A 15121-nucleotide genomic window follows, 5' to 3' on the forward strand; every position below is an offset into this window, starting at 1 on the left:
GCTTCAATCTTAAAAGTCGCTAACTATGTAAAGTGTTTTTGTTAGTAACTTTCTCTCTTGGGATTAATATTATGCGACATAGCACACAATTAACATTACGTTTTTTCATTTTAGTCTTACTAAATTTCACTTTAAGTAATTAAATTACCAAAAAATCATTTGAAAGGCTTTCCAAACCACAGCGCAGAGCGAATTTGTGAAAATTGTTAACTATTGTTTGATAAAAAAATTTCGCAAGTATTTTCTTAAACCGTTACAAATGAGAAAACTGCGGTATGCTAATCCACTAACCGTCACTGCTATATAAGGGAGAAACGATGCAGGCAATACAAGCGCAATTCCATGGCGACCAACTGAAGCTCAATCAACTGCCAGACCTCGTTGCAAATCAACAACAAGTGCTAATCTCAGTCAAGGCTGCTGGGGTCAACCCAGTAGATACTTATATCGTAGCCGGTAGTAATAACTACACCGCCAACTTCCCACACACGCCTGGAAAAGATGCCGCAGGCGTGATCATTGCCGTGGGTGCTGACGTCACAGGCCTAAGTCCCGGACAACGAGTTTATTGCGCAGGAACACTCAGCGGTGCCAGCGCTGAACAATGCTTGGCCAGCCCGCAACAGGTTTATCCTCTATCGAATCACTTAAGCTTCGAACAAGGTGCCTGTTTAGGTACACCATATGCTACAGCTTGGCGAGCTCTGTTTATTCGAGCCCATGCTCAAGCCGCAGAAACGGTGTTTATTCACGGCGCGAGCGGAGGCGTCGGACTCGCCGCAATTCAACTCGCCAAAGCTGCGGGTTGTCGGGTTTTTGCCAGCGCTGGCAGCGAAGCCGGTTTAGCACTACTCAAACAACAAGGTGCCGATGTGGTGGTAAACCACCATCAAACGCAACACTACCAACAACTGCAACAAGCCGGTGGGGTGGATGTAATATTAGAGATGCTAGCGAATCAAAACTTAGGCGATGATCTACCGCTACTCAATGCAGGAGGACGCGTGGTTGTGATCGGTAGCCGAGGCAGTGTAGAGATTAATCCTCGAGATCTCATGGCTCGAGATGCTTGTATTATGGGAATGGCCTTAGCGCACGCCGATAGCGCACAGCTAAAACAGATCCATACGGCCCTTTATGCAGGTGCCGAAGCGGGATTTGTTCGCCCTGTGATAGGACAAAGTTTTGCTTTGGCCGAAACCAGCGCCGCTCATCAAGCCGTGATGCAAGCAGGCGCTCACGGCAATATTGTGATCGACACCCAGCAGACTAAGGATACCGTTAGTCACCAGTAACTCGACAACATAAATAGTCCGTCTCTCAATGGGTCCCGCTGCGACCACTCTCGATGCGCAGCGGCTTTAGAAATAAGATAAACCTTGAGAGCTATTTTATAGACTCGAGGCGTGAGGCGAAAAAGTAAGCCTAAGAAATATTGCTTCCCCTACTCCCTCGACAACCAAAATCTGTTGATCCTTGGAATAACATGAGTGATGAAGGATCAACAGCCCAAATCAAGTTCATTCTTTCTTCGCGGCAATTTGTTTATACATCAAACCAGCACAAACCGCCCCAACGAGTGGTGCAAGCCAAAACAACCATAATTGACTTAAGGCAATCCCCCCTTCGATTAAGGCAGGCGCAGTGCTACGAGCCGGATTCACCGAGGTATTACTCACCGGAATAGATATTAAATGGATTAAAGTTAATCCCAAACCAATCGCCAAGGGTGCGCCCCCCACTGGTGCACGCTGATCAGTAGCCCCTAAAATTATGAATAAAAACATAAAGGTCATCACTATTTCACAAATAAAGGTTGCGACTAAACTATAGCCTCCTGGTGAATGCAGGCCGTAACCATTACTCGCCAAACCATGGCTAGCCAAATCATAATCAGCGCTACCACTGGCAATCAAGTACAAAATAATTGCGCCCACAAATCCGCCAAGTAACTGGGCACAAATATAAGGAAATACATCAAACTTAGAAAAACGCCCTGCCACCATTAAACCGATGGTGACCGCAGGATTAAGGTGACAACCAGAGATATGCCCAATGGCATAAGCCATGGTGAGAACGCTCAGACCAAAGGCTAGTGATACCCCAACCAAGCCAATCCCTACCTCAGGAAAAGTCGCCGCTAATACAGCACTACCACAGCCCCCTAAAACCAACCAAAAAGTACCAATCCCTTCTGCAACTAAACGATTGAATAACGGCATGTTTGCTCTCCTTTTCAAACATAGGCTTCACAGTAGCAACTTGCCACTGTCGCCTAAATATAGGCCACTCCTGCCAAGCCTACCGAGTTTTTACTCCCCTGCCCGTTCAGTTCGATACAGTTTCTCGCTTAACAGATACAAGACGAGAGAAATCGAAATAAATACAAAGAACTAAAAAAATACAACAGTAAAGACAAATATAAAAAATATAGCTACCATTGCCACACTTTAATCCGAAAAACAATTCATTAATAGGACGTTTATGTTTAGAACTTATATTTTAGCGGTTTACATCACCATACTCACTATTCCTACTGTCTATGCGAGTGAATTTAACTTTGAACTGAATGATGATGCCTTCAGAGCTGGTTTTACCAGCGCGATAGGGCCTGCAGCTGAGGTGTCGGCAAACTATATGTACTCTCGACCTGAAGGCGATTTAGCAGAGCTAGGGATCAAGGCAACCCACCAGCAGGACAATCATAAATTTGCAATTGGCACTAAGTTCAACAAATTGTGGGCAAATCATCACGCGAACGCGCATGCCGTAACCATTGGAGGAAACTACGCCATTCTCATTGCCCCAGATTTAACAATTTCAGGAAGTGCTTACTACGCACCTTCGGTGTTAGCCAGTCATGAATTAAGTCGTTACTACAACTTAGATGCAAGAGTGGCTTATTCGCTGATGCCCCATGCTAACGTGTACTTAGGTTACCGTAGCATTCAGTTTCACTATCGTTCTGCAAACGATTTAAGCTTTAATAAAGGTTTCTATATCGGCGCAGTAATTAAGTTCTAGTCCTCAGAGGCCTGTTATGTTCAGCTCTGAGATGAAAAACAGGCCAAGTGCGACGCCATTCCTGATGTTTCTTAATTCACCATCTAGTCCGTATCTATCTAGCCACAGCGCCTTCACTCGCGCCTAGCTCTTTTCAGCGTCGACAGTGAAGCAGAGCCCCCAAAACAAATGCCATAGCTTTAAAATTCAAGCAAAAGCTTCTAAAAGGGGTAATAAAATCAAAAAATCGTTATAGATTGAAATAAATAACCCTAAATTAACTTTATTAAACCATAACTCGCAAACACTCACTCAGCAGATTTCCTTATACTTTATTCATCACTCTCCACTTGAGAATTTTAAATGAAATTACCATTTGCCATATTTCGATTAATTAGCCGTCAGCGCACTCTCTAGCCTCGCGCTGGCGGTCCGTTGGGCTAAATTCATTCAATTCAACTGTAGAGATAAATCATGTCCACTTTTAATTATAAAAAATACCAAGCCTTTCAGAAGGTTCACTTACCTAATCGACAATGGCCCAATAACAGTATCAGTCAAGCACCACAGTGGTGTAGTGTGGATCTTCGCGATGGCAATCAGGCCTTGATTGAACCGATGTCGGTGGAACAGAAAAAAACCTTGTTTGCGCTTCTGGTGAAGCTCGGCTTTAAACAGATCGAGGTTGGTTTTCCTGCCGCATCAACCACCGACTACGATTTTGTGCGATGGTTAATCGAGACCAATCAGATCCCGGAAGATGTCTCCATTCAAGTATTAACTCAGGCCCGTTCGGGCTTAATCGAGCGCACATTTGAAGCACTAGCCGGAGCGAAAAACGCGATTGTGCACCTCTATAATTCAACCTCGAGAACACAGCGCGAGAAGGTATTCAAACTGGATAAAGCGGGTATCATTAACATAGCCGTCACTGGTGCAAAAGAACTACAGCGGCAGGCCGAATGTTACCCAGAGACTAATTGGCAATTTCAATATTCACCAGAAAGCTTTACTGGAACCGAACTCGATTTCTCGGTGGAAATTTGTAATGCGGTGGTTGCCCAGTGGCGTCCTTACACCAACAATAAAATAATCATTAATATTCCAGCCACAGTTGAAATGTCGATGCCTAATGTTTACGCCGATCAAATAGAATGGTTTATCCAGCACATCGACCATCGCCAAGATCTCGTGATTAGCCAGCATACCCACAATGACCGCGGCTGTGGGATCGCCGCAGCTGAATTGGGGCAACTTGCCGGAGCCGACCGAGTGGAGGGCACCTTACTCGGCAATGGCGAGCGCACCGGAAATATGGATATCGTGACGATGGCAATGAACCTATACAGTCAAGGGATAAATCCGGAGTTGGACTTGGCCAATATCGATGAAATAGTACAAGTGGTCAAACACTGTACCCAGTTGCCAGTACATCCACGTCATCCCTATGTTGGTGAATTGGTATTTACCGCTTTCTCTGGCAGCCATCAAGATGCCATTAAGAAATGTTTAGAACAGCAGCAAACTGGCGCGCCTTGGGATGTGGCCTATTTACCGATCGATCCTAGTGACTTAGGTAGAGATTATCAGGAAGTGATCCGTATCAATAGCCAATCAGGCAAAGGCGGGATCGCCTATGTCCTTGAGCGAGACTACGGCATTCAACTGCCTCGTTGGGCGCTCATTGAGTTTAGTGCAGTGGTACAACAAGACGCCGAGAAAACGGGTGAAGAAATCACCCCAGAAAAAATATGGCAGCTATTCCAGCAGACTTATTTAAAGCAAAGCCATGCCTATCAACTTGGCCACTACCAAATCAGCTACCAACAGCAAGAACATTTACAGGTTGTATTACAACGGGATGAGCAAACCTGCAGGATTGAAGCCAATGGCAATGGCGCACTGGCCGCCTTTGTCAACGGACTACAGCAGGAATTTGGCTTCACTATCGAGGTTCTCGACTACACTGAACATGCCTTAAGTAGAGGAGCTGAAGCGGAAGCGGTATGTTACATTCAAACTAAGATCGCGAATAAACGCTATCTTGGGGTCGCCATCGATAAAGACATTCTCACCGCGAGCTTAAAAGCGATGTTATGTGCCTTAAATCAAGAGCTGAGCATATCCGCTCAGCTGGAAATGGTCTAGTTAGCTGCGCCATCTGATGTACGCTCAGCCATAAGACTTAGTGGTGATGCCCACCCGCACCGTGGGCATGACCATGCGCCAATTCTTCAGCGCTTGCTGGACGAGCCTCAATTAATTTGATAGCAAAGTCGAGATGTTTACCCGCGTAGGGATGATTGGTATCAACGGTCGCCATAAACTTCCCAACCTTAACCACGGTTACCTGACGAGGGCCTTGCTCAGTTTCCAAGAGCGCAGCCATCCCAGCTTTCCAATGCTTAGCGCCTTGCAAGTGTTTTACCGACACGCGCTGCTCTGCATTTTCATCACGCACACCGTAGCCATCTTCAGGCGCCAAACTTAGCTTGATTTCTGCGCCAGCTTCTAGGCCTTCTAAGGCCTGTTCAATCGCAGGAATCATCGAATTATGGCCGTGCAGGTAAGCGACCGCATCTTGGTCGGTCGCTTCCAATAACGCGCCGTCGGTTTCATGCAGAGTATATTCAAAACGCACCACACTATCTTTTACAACTTTCATGGTCTTCTCTCAAGATGGAAATGTTGCGCTACTACAGCAGAATCGGCGGAGTTTGCCAAGTATTATAGTTATCTTAGGGAAAATGGAAGTAAACAATAGCGAAACGTATTTGTGTACAGCTCAACAAATTAATGTATAACTATTGACCAGCATTCACCGATCAGCCAGTATATTCATAGGAAGCCTATACAATGTCGTAAATCAACAAGGAGGTTACTACCGAGAGAAGTTGATTGTGAGTATAGATAGCAGCATAAACACCCCAGACGATTACAAATTTCAGTGCTCTACATCTAACGAGTTAGCTGAAGCCCTATTTTCTCTACATTCCCTCCCTAGCCAAGCGAATATCGATGAATTGGCTCAACTGAGTTTACAAGTCAAACAATTAAGCCCAGTAAAGCAGCTCAAGCGACTGCATCATGCAGCAGAGCAACAACAACTATTTAAGTGCTTCACTGCTAGTCCTTGGTTTTTTCAAGAAGGTGCCGACTATTTATATCGCCCTGAGCTATTGCTGAATGCGCCACTGACTCAAGTAATTTTGTTGCTTAAAGAAACCTTAGGTCATCGCCATTGGCACAACTTATTACAAATGGCACATCCTCATTATGTTCCGCAGTTACTGGCACGCTTACGTCAATTTGCCACGGATTGTTCTAGGGATTGACACACAAATGCAGCTAAGCCATCAAACCCTCCCAAGTGTGGTAACAAGGTGATGTTTAAGCCCGCATGACTTGCTTCAGCTTGCTGAATAATTCTTGGTAAATCATTCACCACATGAGTACCCGCAGCCAAAAAATGAGGATATAAGGTAATGTTAACAATACCGGCAGCGACACACATATTGATCTGCTGACTAATTGATGGTTCGACTAATTCTAAAAATGCCGCATGAGTTTGCTGATAGCTAGGCAGCTGCCCTGCCATTTGAGCCGCTAAGTCAATCACTTCTTGATTCGATTGCTGACGGCGGCTGCCATGAGCGACAACTAATAACGCTTTCATATACTTCCTTAATTTAGAATTCAACGATGGCAAAGATTCATCACAGCCAGAAAGAGATACCCAATAATACCAATCTGATTCACTATATGAACAACTTATTGCGTAGAATAAATCTGCCGATAACGAGGCATCGAATGCAGTAACTAGTGGCTCTAATTACAAAATACATGACGCAGTTAGCGGTGATTTAGGCCAGCAAAAATCAACAGATAATGACTTAGATTGATATAAGCCTTCACTGAAATAAACAGAAATGCCAATGCAGCTAAGACAGCTAAGACAGCTAAGACAGCTAAGACAGCTAAGACAGCATGACTATATTGGAAAAGGTCGTGGAGAGGAAAGTCTAAAGGAGAGCGGTGAGAAAAGAAACACTAGCCCTTAAAGGGCTAGAGCTAGGGGTTAAACTTTCGAGATCCATCATCAGCACTTAAAACTTTATGGAGCGCTATTGGCTTAGCGGCCTAAGCTAGATACCGCTCGTCGTGACGAAAATGTTTTTATCTCGAACAAAGATCAAGCACGAAAGCCCAACATGCCCTAGTGTCAAAGCGCTATTATTTAACAGCTTCTTTTAAAGCTTTACCAGCGACGAACGCAGGTACATTAGCAGCAGCAATTTGGATCTCAGCACCAGTCTGAGGATTACGACCAGTACGTGCTGCACGGTGGTTAACTTTGAATGTACCAAAGCCGATTAGCTGAACTTGATCGCCTTCTTTAAGTGCGTCGGTCACAGCACCTAAAGTTGATTCCAAAGCCAATTTAGCTTGAGCTTTTGATAGGTCAGCTTTTTCTGCAATCGCATCAATGAGTTCAGTTTTATTCATAATATCTAAATCCTTTACGTTCGTTTAAATAATCCAGCTTCACTTTAAGAGAAAAAAAAACCCTGCGCAAAGAATTTTTCCACTTTCACGCCTTATTTGACGGGGCTTTAACCAATTTATGCGTAAATAGTCACAAAATCATCCATAATCTTGGCGACGACACCATTTAATTGTCTTCTAAACAGATCCCCAGATTACTCACACCTTGGTTCAACGCGAAGGTTTTCAAAATTTCCACCCCCGATTTCCCTTTCTCTAAATGGTCGATCATATCCAGTAAATCAGTTTGAAATTCTAGCTCTTGTTGGACTAAGTCTTGCAGCAGCATCGCATCTTCATCGAGTTCCCCCAACTGCAATTCTAACAGGCTCAAAACACTCGCTAAGGAAGTCTGACTAGCTTGTTCTGCTTCCTGGCCTGTCGGCTCAAGTAAACAACTCAATAAGCATTCAACCACCACACAACAATCTAACGCTGGATATACTCCATACATGTCAAACAATTGAGGATCTGGGATCAGCGTTTCGAAGCGCTCTCGCTGAACCGAAAAGTTAATTTTAGTTTGCGGGTGCAAAGCACTTTCCCAAAATAACGCCAGTAAACGACGAAAATCAGCCTCATGAACTTGTTCTGTCGCCTGACAAAACAATAAATAATTAGGCGACATTCGCTGAAGTAGGGCCAAACAATATAAGGATTGCTGCTTAGTCGATAACTTCGCTAAGCGGTCGAGATCACAAGGGGTTAGCATTATTTGCTCCACACTAAGTAAAACGATTAAGGTCATCAAATGCTGATTAGCTTACCATCAACCGCTCTGGTTCACTAAATTTTGAGCCCCCGGTGAGGCTCGATAATACAGATGACAATAAGAAAATATGAGCTGAAAATCATCCGCAGAGGAATTGACCTAGCCACTTCTGAAAGCGTAATTTTTTGCGATGTGCCACTCACAAGCCTTGGGACATAAAATATGCAGCAAGCCCGCAAGCGATGAGCTCGTAACTGAACGGAATAAATGGCTAGGAGATTAACTTAACAACTCAGACCAAATATTGAGAGCGACTATTTGGTAAATTGCTAGTTTTTGCAAGAGTATAAAAAACAATGAACCGCGATAGTCACTCGCGGTTCATCTACGGTGGAATAGATTTACTCCCCTCCATCATCAAAGGCAATTTGCTTCTCTAAGTCAAAAGCCGCGAAAGCCCGGTCTCCTAAAGAGTTCAGAACCTTCACCTCACCTTCCAAAATAGCGATAATAATCTTCCCAGCTTTCTTTTCGTTAGGGATAACCACTCGACCTTTTTCACTCTGACCTAAATCAGACAAAACCTGCTGCTGTAACAACAAGGGATTATCTTCGTCGTAATACAGCATCGTTACTTTCATAGCTTATCCCTAACAATTGAGGGTTAATGAATTCAATTTGAAACCCCATATGGCAATCGCAGTATTATATAACAAATATGTAACGTCAACCAAAGTAGTCTCATTCTCTCGCCCTGCTTCACGGCACAAAGGCCCCCTTTCGAGCAAACTTAACCCACACTTGTGATTGAACTATAACTATGGTTTTGACTATAAGCTTAGCTTATAGTCAGCCAATTACTATTTTAGATTAGGAATCATCATGGCTTATCAAGAATACAAAGTTATCGCTATTACCGAAGGTGCCTTAGGGACCTTATTTCTTGGCGCTTCCGGTATGCCCTTGCAAAAAGTAGAGGCAACGCTTAACAAAGAAGCCAGCAATGGCTGGCAATTAGTATTTCAAGTAATTGAAAATAGACGATTTTGGCTATTTTGGTCTAGAGAAACAGTGATCGTCACCTTAGGTCGCTAAACGAATGACCCGACGTGATGATTTAGAAGTACAACAAGAACAACTACGCGCAGAAATACGTCAGCTGCCCGCCCCCTTACGCCAACAATTTTACCAATTGTGGGAAAAACAGGTAAAAGATCCCGACAGCTATGCTGTTCTCAACTATCTATTTATCGCGGGTTTACATCATTTCTATTTGGGTAAATGGCAACGAGGCCTAATCAATTTAACGATATCATTAATGGGACTAAGTATATTGTTTAGTCCCTACTGGATATGGGGGTGAGTCTATTGTTGCTGGTCAGTCTAATTGAACTTCCAGCATTATTTAGAGCCGAGCTGATCTTATTAGAACATAACAATAAGAGCATGCAGACTCTATTGAAACAAATCGTTAAGCGCTAATCCTTGGGGCCTTTAAACAGCCACAGTAGCAAGCCAAGTATCGGTAATAAGCAAATTAAAAATACCCACAAGTATTTGCGTCCGACTTCGGCGCCACTTTTTAATGTACGAATGATAGCGAACACGTCGCCGATTAAAATCAGCATCGCGATTAGCAATGACAATGACATTGTGATTCCTCTATTTTCAATTTGAAACGTTTATCATAATACTCGCGCTGATTGTGATTGACCCAGCACATTCTAAATCAATTTGTTGACGTCACTCTATCACGATTTGCGAACATGGGCTGGCCATCATATCTTAGGGATGCAACTGCAATTGCTAGACGAGTAATGACGGCTCACAATAAATCCAACGACAGACAAATACACCATAACGTATCTCTAAACCATTCGTGACTAGGCGGGAATAACGTCATCTGATTGCTCAGCCAAAGCTAAGTACTCAATAGTTTGATTGCCATCAGTAATAATAACACAGCAAAAGCTTGTTTTAATCGCTTCGCTGGCAATCGATACGCCAGGCGACTCCCCACTCGAGCAAACACCGAACTCGTCAATACAATGCCCAACCACGCCGGTAAATAAACATAGCCAATGCTTCCAGGCGGTAGTTCAGCCAGTCCCCAACCGTTGTAGATATAGGCTGAAGCCCCGACCAAAGCAATAGGAATACCACATATCGCAGAAATCGCTACCGCTTTTGGCGCAGCTAAGCCGTACCAGCTTAAGCAAGGAAACAAAATAGTCCCCCCGCCGATGCCAAACATCGCAGAAATGCCGCCAACAAGCGCACCCAGCACACTGGTCCCCCACTGCTGAGGAAGACTTCGTTGTGCCTTAGGTAAACGCCCAAAGCCCATATACCATGCCATGAGTAACAGAAATCCGGCAAAATAATAGCTTAAATGCCGAGCTTGAAGCTGCCCGGCAAGCCAAGCCCCCGCGCCAGCACCAAGCAGCAGCCCCAGCATTAAACGGCGAGCGATCAACCAATCAATCGAACCTCGACGATAGTGAGCATAACTAGCGCTACTCGCGGTAAACAAAATCGTCGCCAAGGAGGTGCCTATCGCTAAATGAATTGCCGATTCGCTAGCAAAGCCCATCGCAGCAAAACTACTGATAAGCACTGGCACAATCACCAAGCCACCACCGATCCCAAACAACCCCGACATCAGCCCAGCAACCGCACCAATCAATAAAAAACTAATGAACGTCACGACCTAACCAACACTCCACCTGATAATGCCGCATAGTCTGCTTGAAACAATGCAGTGGCGCAAAGTTTTCTAAAGATTTCGGAGCGAAGTGAGCGTTCGGAATGAATTTTGAGCATCGTTGCCGCGATGTACTCGCTGTTTTGCAACCTTAACCAACTTCATCTTACCCATATTCGTTTGGATAAGTCGCGCATCGCGATCTGCTTTTAATATCAAATCAACCCAGAGCCTATCTCGACAGATCGATAGGTTCCTGATCTAAATATTTTGGTAGGTAAGATAATACTTGAGGCTCACCAATGCTTTTCAGTTTTACCATGGCAATCACGAGTAACACCAGCATCAGTACGACGATTAATTGAAAGGGTGATTTCATAACAACAAATTCTCTATTACGGCCTATAAACCACTTCATCCGTAAAGAGTTCCACGACAGCGGCTACTATAGCAAAATCCGTTACTATGGCATAGCGAAACAAAATAGCAGCTGCGCGAAGCGCATCTGCTATTGGCTGATTCATTCCCGCTAATCAAACATAAACCGTTATTGGTGATAACCACGACTCAGTTCGTGTACCGCATCGATAAACGCACCCGCATGCTCGGGATCAACATCTGGGTGAATACCATGTCCCAAGTTAAATACATGCCCAGAACCTTCACCAAAACCGTCTAAAATATGCTGAACCTCTTGTCTAATACGAGAAACCGGAGCATATAACATCGATGGATCCATATTGCCTTGTAAAGCGACCTTATCTCCCACACGTCGCTTAGCATCGGCGATATTAATCGTCCAGTCTAAACCAACTGCATCACAACCAGTCGCCGCGATCTGCTCTAACCACTGCCCACCATTTTTGGTAAAGAGAGTCACAGGAACCGTCCGGCCGTCGGCTTGACGGGTCAAACCATCGACAATTTTATGCATATAACGCAATGAAAATTCATGGTAGTCGCGCTCCGATAATACGCCGCCCCAAGTATCAAAGATCATTAACGACTGAGCTCCGGCCGCCACTTGGGCATTCAAATACAAGATCACCGAATCGGCTAGTTTGTCGAGTAGCAAATGTAGCGTTTGTGGCTCACTGAAGGCCATCTTTTTAATACCACTGAAAGACTTAGTCGTACCACCTTCCACCATATAAGTGGCGAGCGTCCAAGGGCTACCAGAAAAGCCAATCAACGGCACCTCACCCTTTAGCTCACGCTTAATGGTACGAACTGCATTCATCACATAAACCAGCTCTTGCTCAGGATCGGGGATCGGTAAGGCTTGAACAGCGGCAAGGCTGGTCACTGGCCGTTCAAACTTCGGCCCCTCACCACTGGAAAAATACAAACCTAAACCCATCGCATCAGGAATGGTTAGAATATCGGAGAATAGGATCGCAGCATCCAGCGCAAAACGACGTAAAGGTTGCAACGTCACTTCACAGGCCAAATCTGCATCACGGCAAACCGTCATGAAATCACCAGCATCCGCTCGTACTGCGCGATACTCTGGCAGATAACGACCCGCTTGACGCATCATCCACACAGGGGTGGTATCGACAGGTTGCTTCAACAGAGCTCTTAAATAGCGATCGTTTTTCAATGGCGACATTGGCTTTTCTGATTCCTTATAATTTTTAGCTAGAGCATTGTAACGAGCTACTTTAACAACTCAAGACATTAGTTTAACAATTCAAACACTCCCATGAATCACATTTAAAGTGAAGTTTGGGCTAACCAATGTTCAATCATATCGCGAGCAACCGTTCCAAGAGGCGGCAAATGAGGTAAATCGTTCGCCTCAAACCACTGGGCATCAGCTAATTCTCGGCGATCAATCTTTAACTCACCATCGGCATATTCTGCAAAATAAGCCGCCATCAATGAATGAGGAAATGCCCAAGGCTGACTCTTCCAATAACGCAAATTTTTAAGTTTAAGCCCGGTTTCCTCATGAGTTTCACGATGTACAGTTTGTTCTAAGGTTTCTCCCGCTTCGACAAAACCTGCAATCGCGGTATAAATCGGTTGTGCTTGTTTTTGGTGACGACGATGATTAGCCAGTAATAACTGAGAACCATGACTAATTAATACGATAATGCAGGGCGAAACCCGCGGATAGGCGCGAAATCCACACGCCGAGCATAACATGGCTAACTCCCAATCTACTCGTGTCATCGCATGACCACAACAACCGCAAAATTGATGAGTTTTTAAAAACAAAGCAAACTGCTGCGCCTTACCGACGAGGTTAAATAGTTGCGAGTTAAGCAGCGACATGCTGCTACGCAGATCAACCCACTCGCCCATCCCGAGGTCCTGAGGATGCTCGAGTTCTAAACGCAAGCAGGGCTCACCTTTATAGCTAGCAAATTGCTCTACTCGACTAAACTCTAATGCAGGTAACGGCAAATCATCAATATCTCCATAGGGCAAGCGTTCACCCTGCGCAATCACCAAAATTTGCTCACCACAGGTGAAAAACCACCAGCCAAATTGCTTACTCACACCACGTTCCTTGCTCTTAAATTTGCTTTATTAGCAAATAATGAACAAGCTTAAACAACTTAACAAGCTTTCCCTGCAGCAAATGTTTAGCCACTCCGCAGTTAAACTAAATATCAGTTGACGAAAGCTTCGATTTTCTTTAGTTATAGAGCTAACGTTAATAGTTTCAGGAGCCATGCCAATGCTAAGAAAACTAGAACAAGCCCAAGCCAAATGGGGCGGTGCGAGTCAAGTCATTGATGCTTGGTTACTCGCCAGAAAGCAATTACTTATCACTTATTGTAATCTCGCGGGGCTACCTCCCTATGAAAGTAAGGAGCGTTCACTGCCGAGTCCCGAAACAATTAGTCATTTTTGCGAACAACTCGTTGATTATGTTTCCACGGGCCACTTCGAAGTTTATGAGCAAATTGTGAGTGGATGTGCTGGTGAAGGCGATAGCCAACCCGCTGAAAAATTACTGCCACAGATCAGCGCAACCACCGAAACCGCGCTCCGTTTTAATGATCAGTATGCCGAGGTCAATGAAGACTTAGAGTTTGCCAGCTTTGATAGAGATTTATCAGAACTTGGGCAGGAAATGGAAGAGCGTTTTGCCATTGAAGACCAGTTACTGGACCATTTATATCAGCATAGTCAGCAAAGTGCTGCGGCCAAATAATCAAGTTGCTCACGATTTAAATACGACAAGCTTTAACGCTAAAAACAAAAATGCAGTGCTAGGCACTGCATTTTTAGTATTGCTCAATGCTTAATTAAACTTAACTTGCTGGTTGCTCTTTCGCAGCAGGAGCATCAGCTTTTTCAATATCAAGCAACTCAACTTCAAATATTAAAGTAGAATTTGGCGGGATACTGCCTGCACCATTTTCACCATAACCTAAGTCGGAAGGGATAAAGAACTTGTATTTCGCACCCTTAGACATCAATTGAACACCCTCGGTCCAACCAGGAATCACTCGGTTTAATGGGAAGGTTGCTGGCTCGCCACGATCATAAGAGCTATCGAAAGTCGTGCCATCGGTTAGCGTCCCTTTGTAATGCACAGTCACCGTATCTTCTGCGCTCGGTTTATCACCTTCAGCGGCGGTCAAAACTTCATATTGCAAACCAGACTCGGTCACAGTCACGCCTTCACGCGCGGCATTGTCAGCTAAAAACTTATCACTCTCAGCTTTTGCCACAGCAGCGTCTGCTGCCGTCTTCTTCTCGACTAAACCGGCTAGTTTTTCGTCTAATTCTTTTAAAGTAGTTTGAATGTCTTCTTCAGACATCAAAACTTCACCGCCTAAACCATCTTGCATTCCTTTGAGCACTAAAGCGTTATCTAACTCAAGGCCTAGCTCTTTCTGCTGCTCTAAAGTACTCGCAATATAGCGTGATACTGATGCACCGATCGCGTAGGCTTGTCGCTGCTCGGCACTTTCAAAGGCAGCTTTAGCTACCGTGCCCGCGTCAGTTTTCTCGAGGGAAACTTGCTCTACCGCGGGCGCTTCAGCTTTTTCGTCTTGACAACCAGTAACAGCAAAAATAGAGGCGGCCAAAACCGACACGGCAAAATACTTTTTCATTCAATTTCTCCAATAGAATCGCATTAATCTGCGGCTTAGCGAACAAGATCACTATGAATTATTAAACACTTAGCCTAC

Annotated in this window: 19 protein-coding genes; 7 read left to right on the top strand and 12 right to left on the bottom strand. The window is 44.5% G+C overall.

Annotated elements, in window-relative coordinates; all coding sequences use genetic code 11:
- The first annotated feature begins 317 nt into the window (after window positions 1–317).
- Complete coding sequence (locus ACRRS0_RS20005; RefSeq protein ID WP_432455832.1) at window positions 318–1295, top strand: NADPH:quinone reductase; 978 nt, start codon at window positions 318–320, stop codon at window positions 1293–1295.
- Window positions 1296–1520: 225 nt separating this feature from the next.
- Here ACRRS0_RS20005 and aqpZ read toward each other — a convergent pair whose 3' ends face one another.
- The gene (gene aqpZ, locus ACRRS0_RS20010; RefSeq protein WP_432455831.1) at window positions 1521–2222 is read right to left on the bottom strand and encodes an aquaporin Z; all 702 of its coding nucleotides are present in this window, start codon (window positions 2220–2222) and stop codon (window positions 1521–1523) included.
- A 262-nt stretch (window positions 2223–2484) separates the two neighbouring features.
- On the opposite strand from aqpZ, the gene ACRRS0_RS20015 reads away from it, so the two are divergent.
- Window positions 2485–3024, top strand: coding sequence for a YfaZ family outer membrane protein (locus ACRRS0_RS20015; protein WP_432455830.1), 540 nt, complete (start codon window positions 2485–2487; stop codon window positions 3022–3024).
- Window positions 3025–3477: 453 nt separating this feature from the next.
- Window positions 3478–5151 (top strand): 2-isopropylmalate synthase, encoded by a 1674-nt coding sequence (leuA, locus tag ACRRS0_RS20020; RefSeq protein ID WP_432455829.1) that lies wholly within the window; start codon window positions 3478–3480, stop codon window positions 5149–5151.
- 37 nt (window positions 5152–5188) lie between these two features.
- Here leuA and ACRRS0_RS20025 read toward each other — a convergent pair whose 3' ends face one another.
- Window positions 5189–5668 carry an FKBP-type peptidyl-prolyl cis-trans isomerase gene (locus tag ACRRS0_RS20025; protein ID WP_432455828.1) on the bottom strand — a complete coding sequence of 160 codons (480 nt, stop codon included), beginning with the start codon at window positions 5666–5668 and terminating at the stop codon, window positions 5189–5191.
- A 235-nt stretch (window positions 5669–5903) separates the two neighbouring features.
- Here ACRRS0_RS20025 and ACRRS0_RS20030 point away from each other — a divergent pair, with 235 nt between their 5' ends.
- Window positions 5904–6338 (top strand): hypothetical protein, encoded by a 435-nt coding sequence (locus ACRRS0_RS20030; RefSeq protein ID WP_432455827.1) that lies wholly within the window; start codon window positions 5904–5906, stop codon window positions 6336–6338.
- Here the strand turns inward: ACRRS0_RS20030 and ACRRS0_RS20035 are convergent.
- The 4 genes from ACRRS0_RS20035 to ACRRS0_RS20050 all read right to left on the bottom strand — a co-directional run bounded on the left by ACRRS0_RS20035 (window position 6308) and on the right by ACRRS0_RS20050 (window position 8901).
- Window positions 6308–6679 (bottom strand): sirohydrochlorin chelatase, encoded by a 372-nt coding sequence (locus ACRRS0_RS20035; RefSeq protein ID WP_432455826.1) that lies wholly within the window; start codon window positions 6677–6679, stop codon window positions 6308–6310. The two genes, ACRRS0_RS20030 and ACRRS0_RS20035, sit on opposite strands and share 31 nt — an antisense overlap.
- Before the next feature lie 557 nt (window positions 6680–7236).
- A complete protein-coding gene (gene hupA, locus ACRRS0_RS20040) occupies window positions 7237–7509 on the bottom strand; it encodes a nucleoid-associated protein HU-alpha (protein ID WP_432455825.1) in 273 nt (90 codons plus the stop codon).
- A 166-nt stretch (window positions 7510–7675) separates the two neighbouring features.
- On the bottom strand, window positions 7676–8260 hold the full coding sequence (locus tag ACRRS0_RS20045; protein WP_432455823.1) for a YjaG family protein: 585 nt from the start codon (window positions 8258–8260) through the stop codon (window positions 7676–7678).
- A 401-nt stretch (window positions 8261–8661) separates the two neighbouring features.
- Window positions 8662–8901, bottom strand: a complete 240-nt coding sequence (locus tag ACRRS0_RS20050) for a TIGR02922 family protein (RefSeq protein WP_432455822.1) — start codon at window positions 8899–8901, stop codon at window positions 8662–8664.
- Between the two features lie 241 nt (window positions 8902–9142).
- Here ACRRS0_RS20050 and ACRRS0_RS20055 point away from each other — a divergent pair, with 241 nt between their 5' ends.
- Complete coding sequence (locus tag ACRRS0_RS20055) at window positions 9143–9355, top strand: DUF4177 domain-containing protein (RefSeq protein WP_432455821.1); 213 nt, start codon at window positions 9143–9145, stop codon at window positions 9353–9355.
- A 4-nt stretch (window positions 9356–9359) separates the two neighbouring features.
- A complete protein-coding gene (locus tag ACRRS0_RS20060) occupies window positions 9360–9623 on the top strand; it encodes a hypothetical protein (RefSeq protein ID WP_432455820.1) in 264 nt (87 codons plus the stop codon).
- A 115-nt stretch (window positions 9624–9738) separates the two neighbouring features.
- On the opposite strand, the gene ACRRS0_RS20065 is transcribed toward ACRRS0_RS20060, so the two are convergent.
- From ACRRS0_RS20065 to nudC, 5 genes are all read right to left on the bottom strand, one after another.
- Window positions 9739–9912, bottom strand: a complete 174-nt coding sequence (locus ACRRS0_RS20065) for a PLDc N-terminal domain-containing protein (RefSeq protein ID WP_432455819.1) — start codon at window positions 9910–9912, stop codon at window positions 9739–9741.
- A 269-nt stretch (window positions 9913–10181) separates the two neighbouring features.
- On the bottom strand, window positions 10182–10967 hold the full coding sequence (locus tag ACRRS0_RS20070) for a sulfite exporter TauE/SafE family protein (protein ID WP_432455818.1): 786 nt from the start codon (window positions 10965–10967) through the stop codon (window positions 10182–10184).
- 229 nt (window positions 10968–11196) lie between these two features.
- A complete protein-coding gene (locus ACRRS0_RS20075; protein WP_432455817.1) occupies window positions 11197–11343 on the bottom strand; it encodes a hypothetical protein in 147 nt (48 codons plus the stop codon).
- A 168-nt stretch (window positions 11344–11511) separates the two neighbouring features.
- Window positions 11512–12576: a uroporphyrinogen decarboxylase gene (hemE, locus tag ACRRS0_RS20080; RefSeq protein ID WP_432455816.1), complete on the bottom strand. Its 1065-nt coding sequence runs from the start codon at window positions 12574–12576 to the stop codon at window positions 11512–11514.
- Between the two features lie 104 nt (window positions 12577–12680).
- Complete coding sequence (gene nudC, locus ACRRS0_RS20085) at window positions 12681–13472, bottom strand: NAD(+) diphosphatase (protein ID WP_432455815.1); 792 nt, start codon at window positions 13470–13472, stop codon at window positions 12681–12683.
- 181 nt (window positions 13473–13653) lie between these two features.
- Here nudC and rsd point away from each other — a divergent pair, with 181 nt between their 5' ends.
- Window positions 13654–14133, top strand: coding sequence for a sigma D regulator (gene rsd, locus ACRRS0_RS20090; RefSeq protein WP_432455814.1), 480 nt, complete (start codon window positions 13654–13656; stop codon window positions 14131–14133).
- Between the two features lie 100 nt (window positions 14134–14233).
- Here rsd and fkpA read toward each other — a convergent pair whose 3' ends face one another.
- Window positions 14234–15043, bottom strand: coding sequence for an FKBP-type peptidyl-prolyl cis-trans isomerase (gene fkpA, locus ACRRS0_RS20095; protein WP_432455813.1), 810 nt, complete (start codon window positions 15041–15043; stop codon window positions 14234–14236).
- Between the last annotated feature and the right edge of the window lie 78 nt (window positions 15044–15121).

This window comes from Agarivorans sp. QJM3NY_29 (genome assembly GCF_050870835.2).
Taxonomy (GTDB): Bacteria; Pseudomonadota; Gammaproteobacteria; order Enterobacterales; family Celerinatantimonadaceae; genus Agarivorans.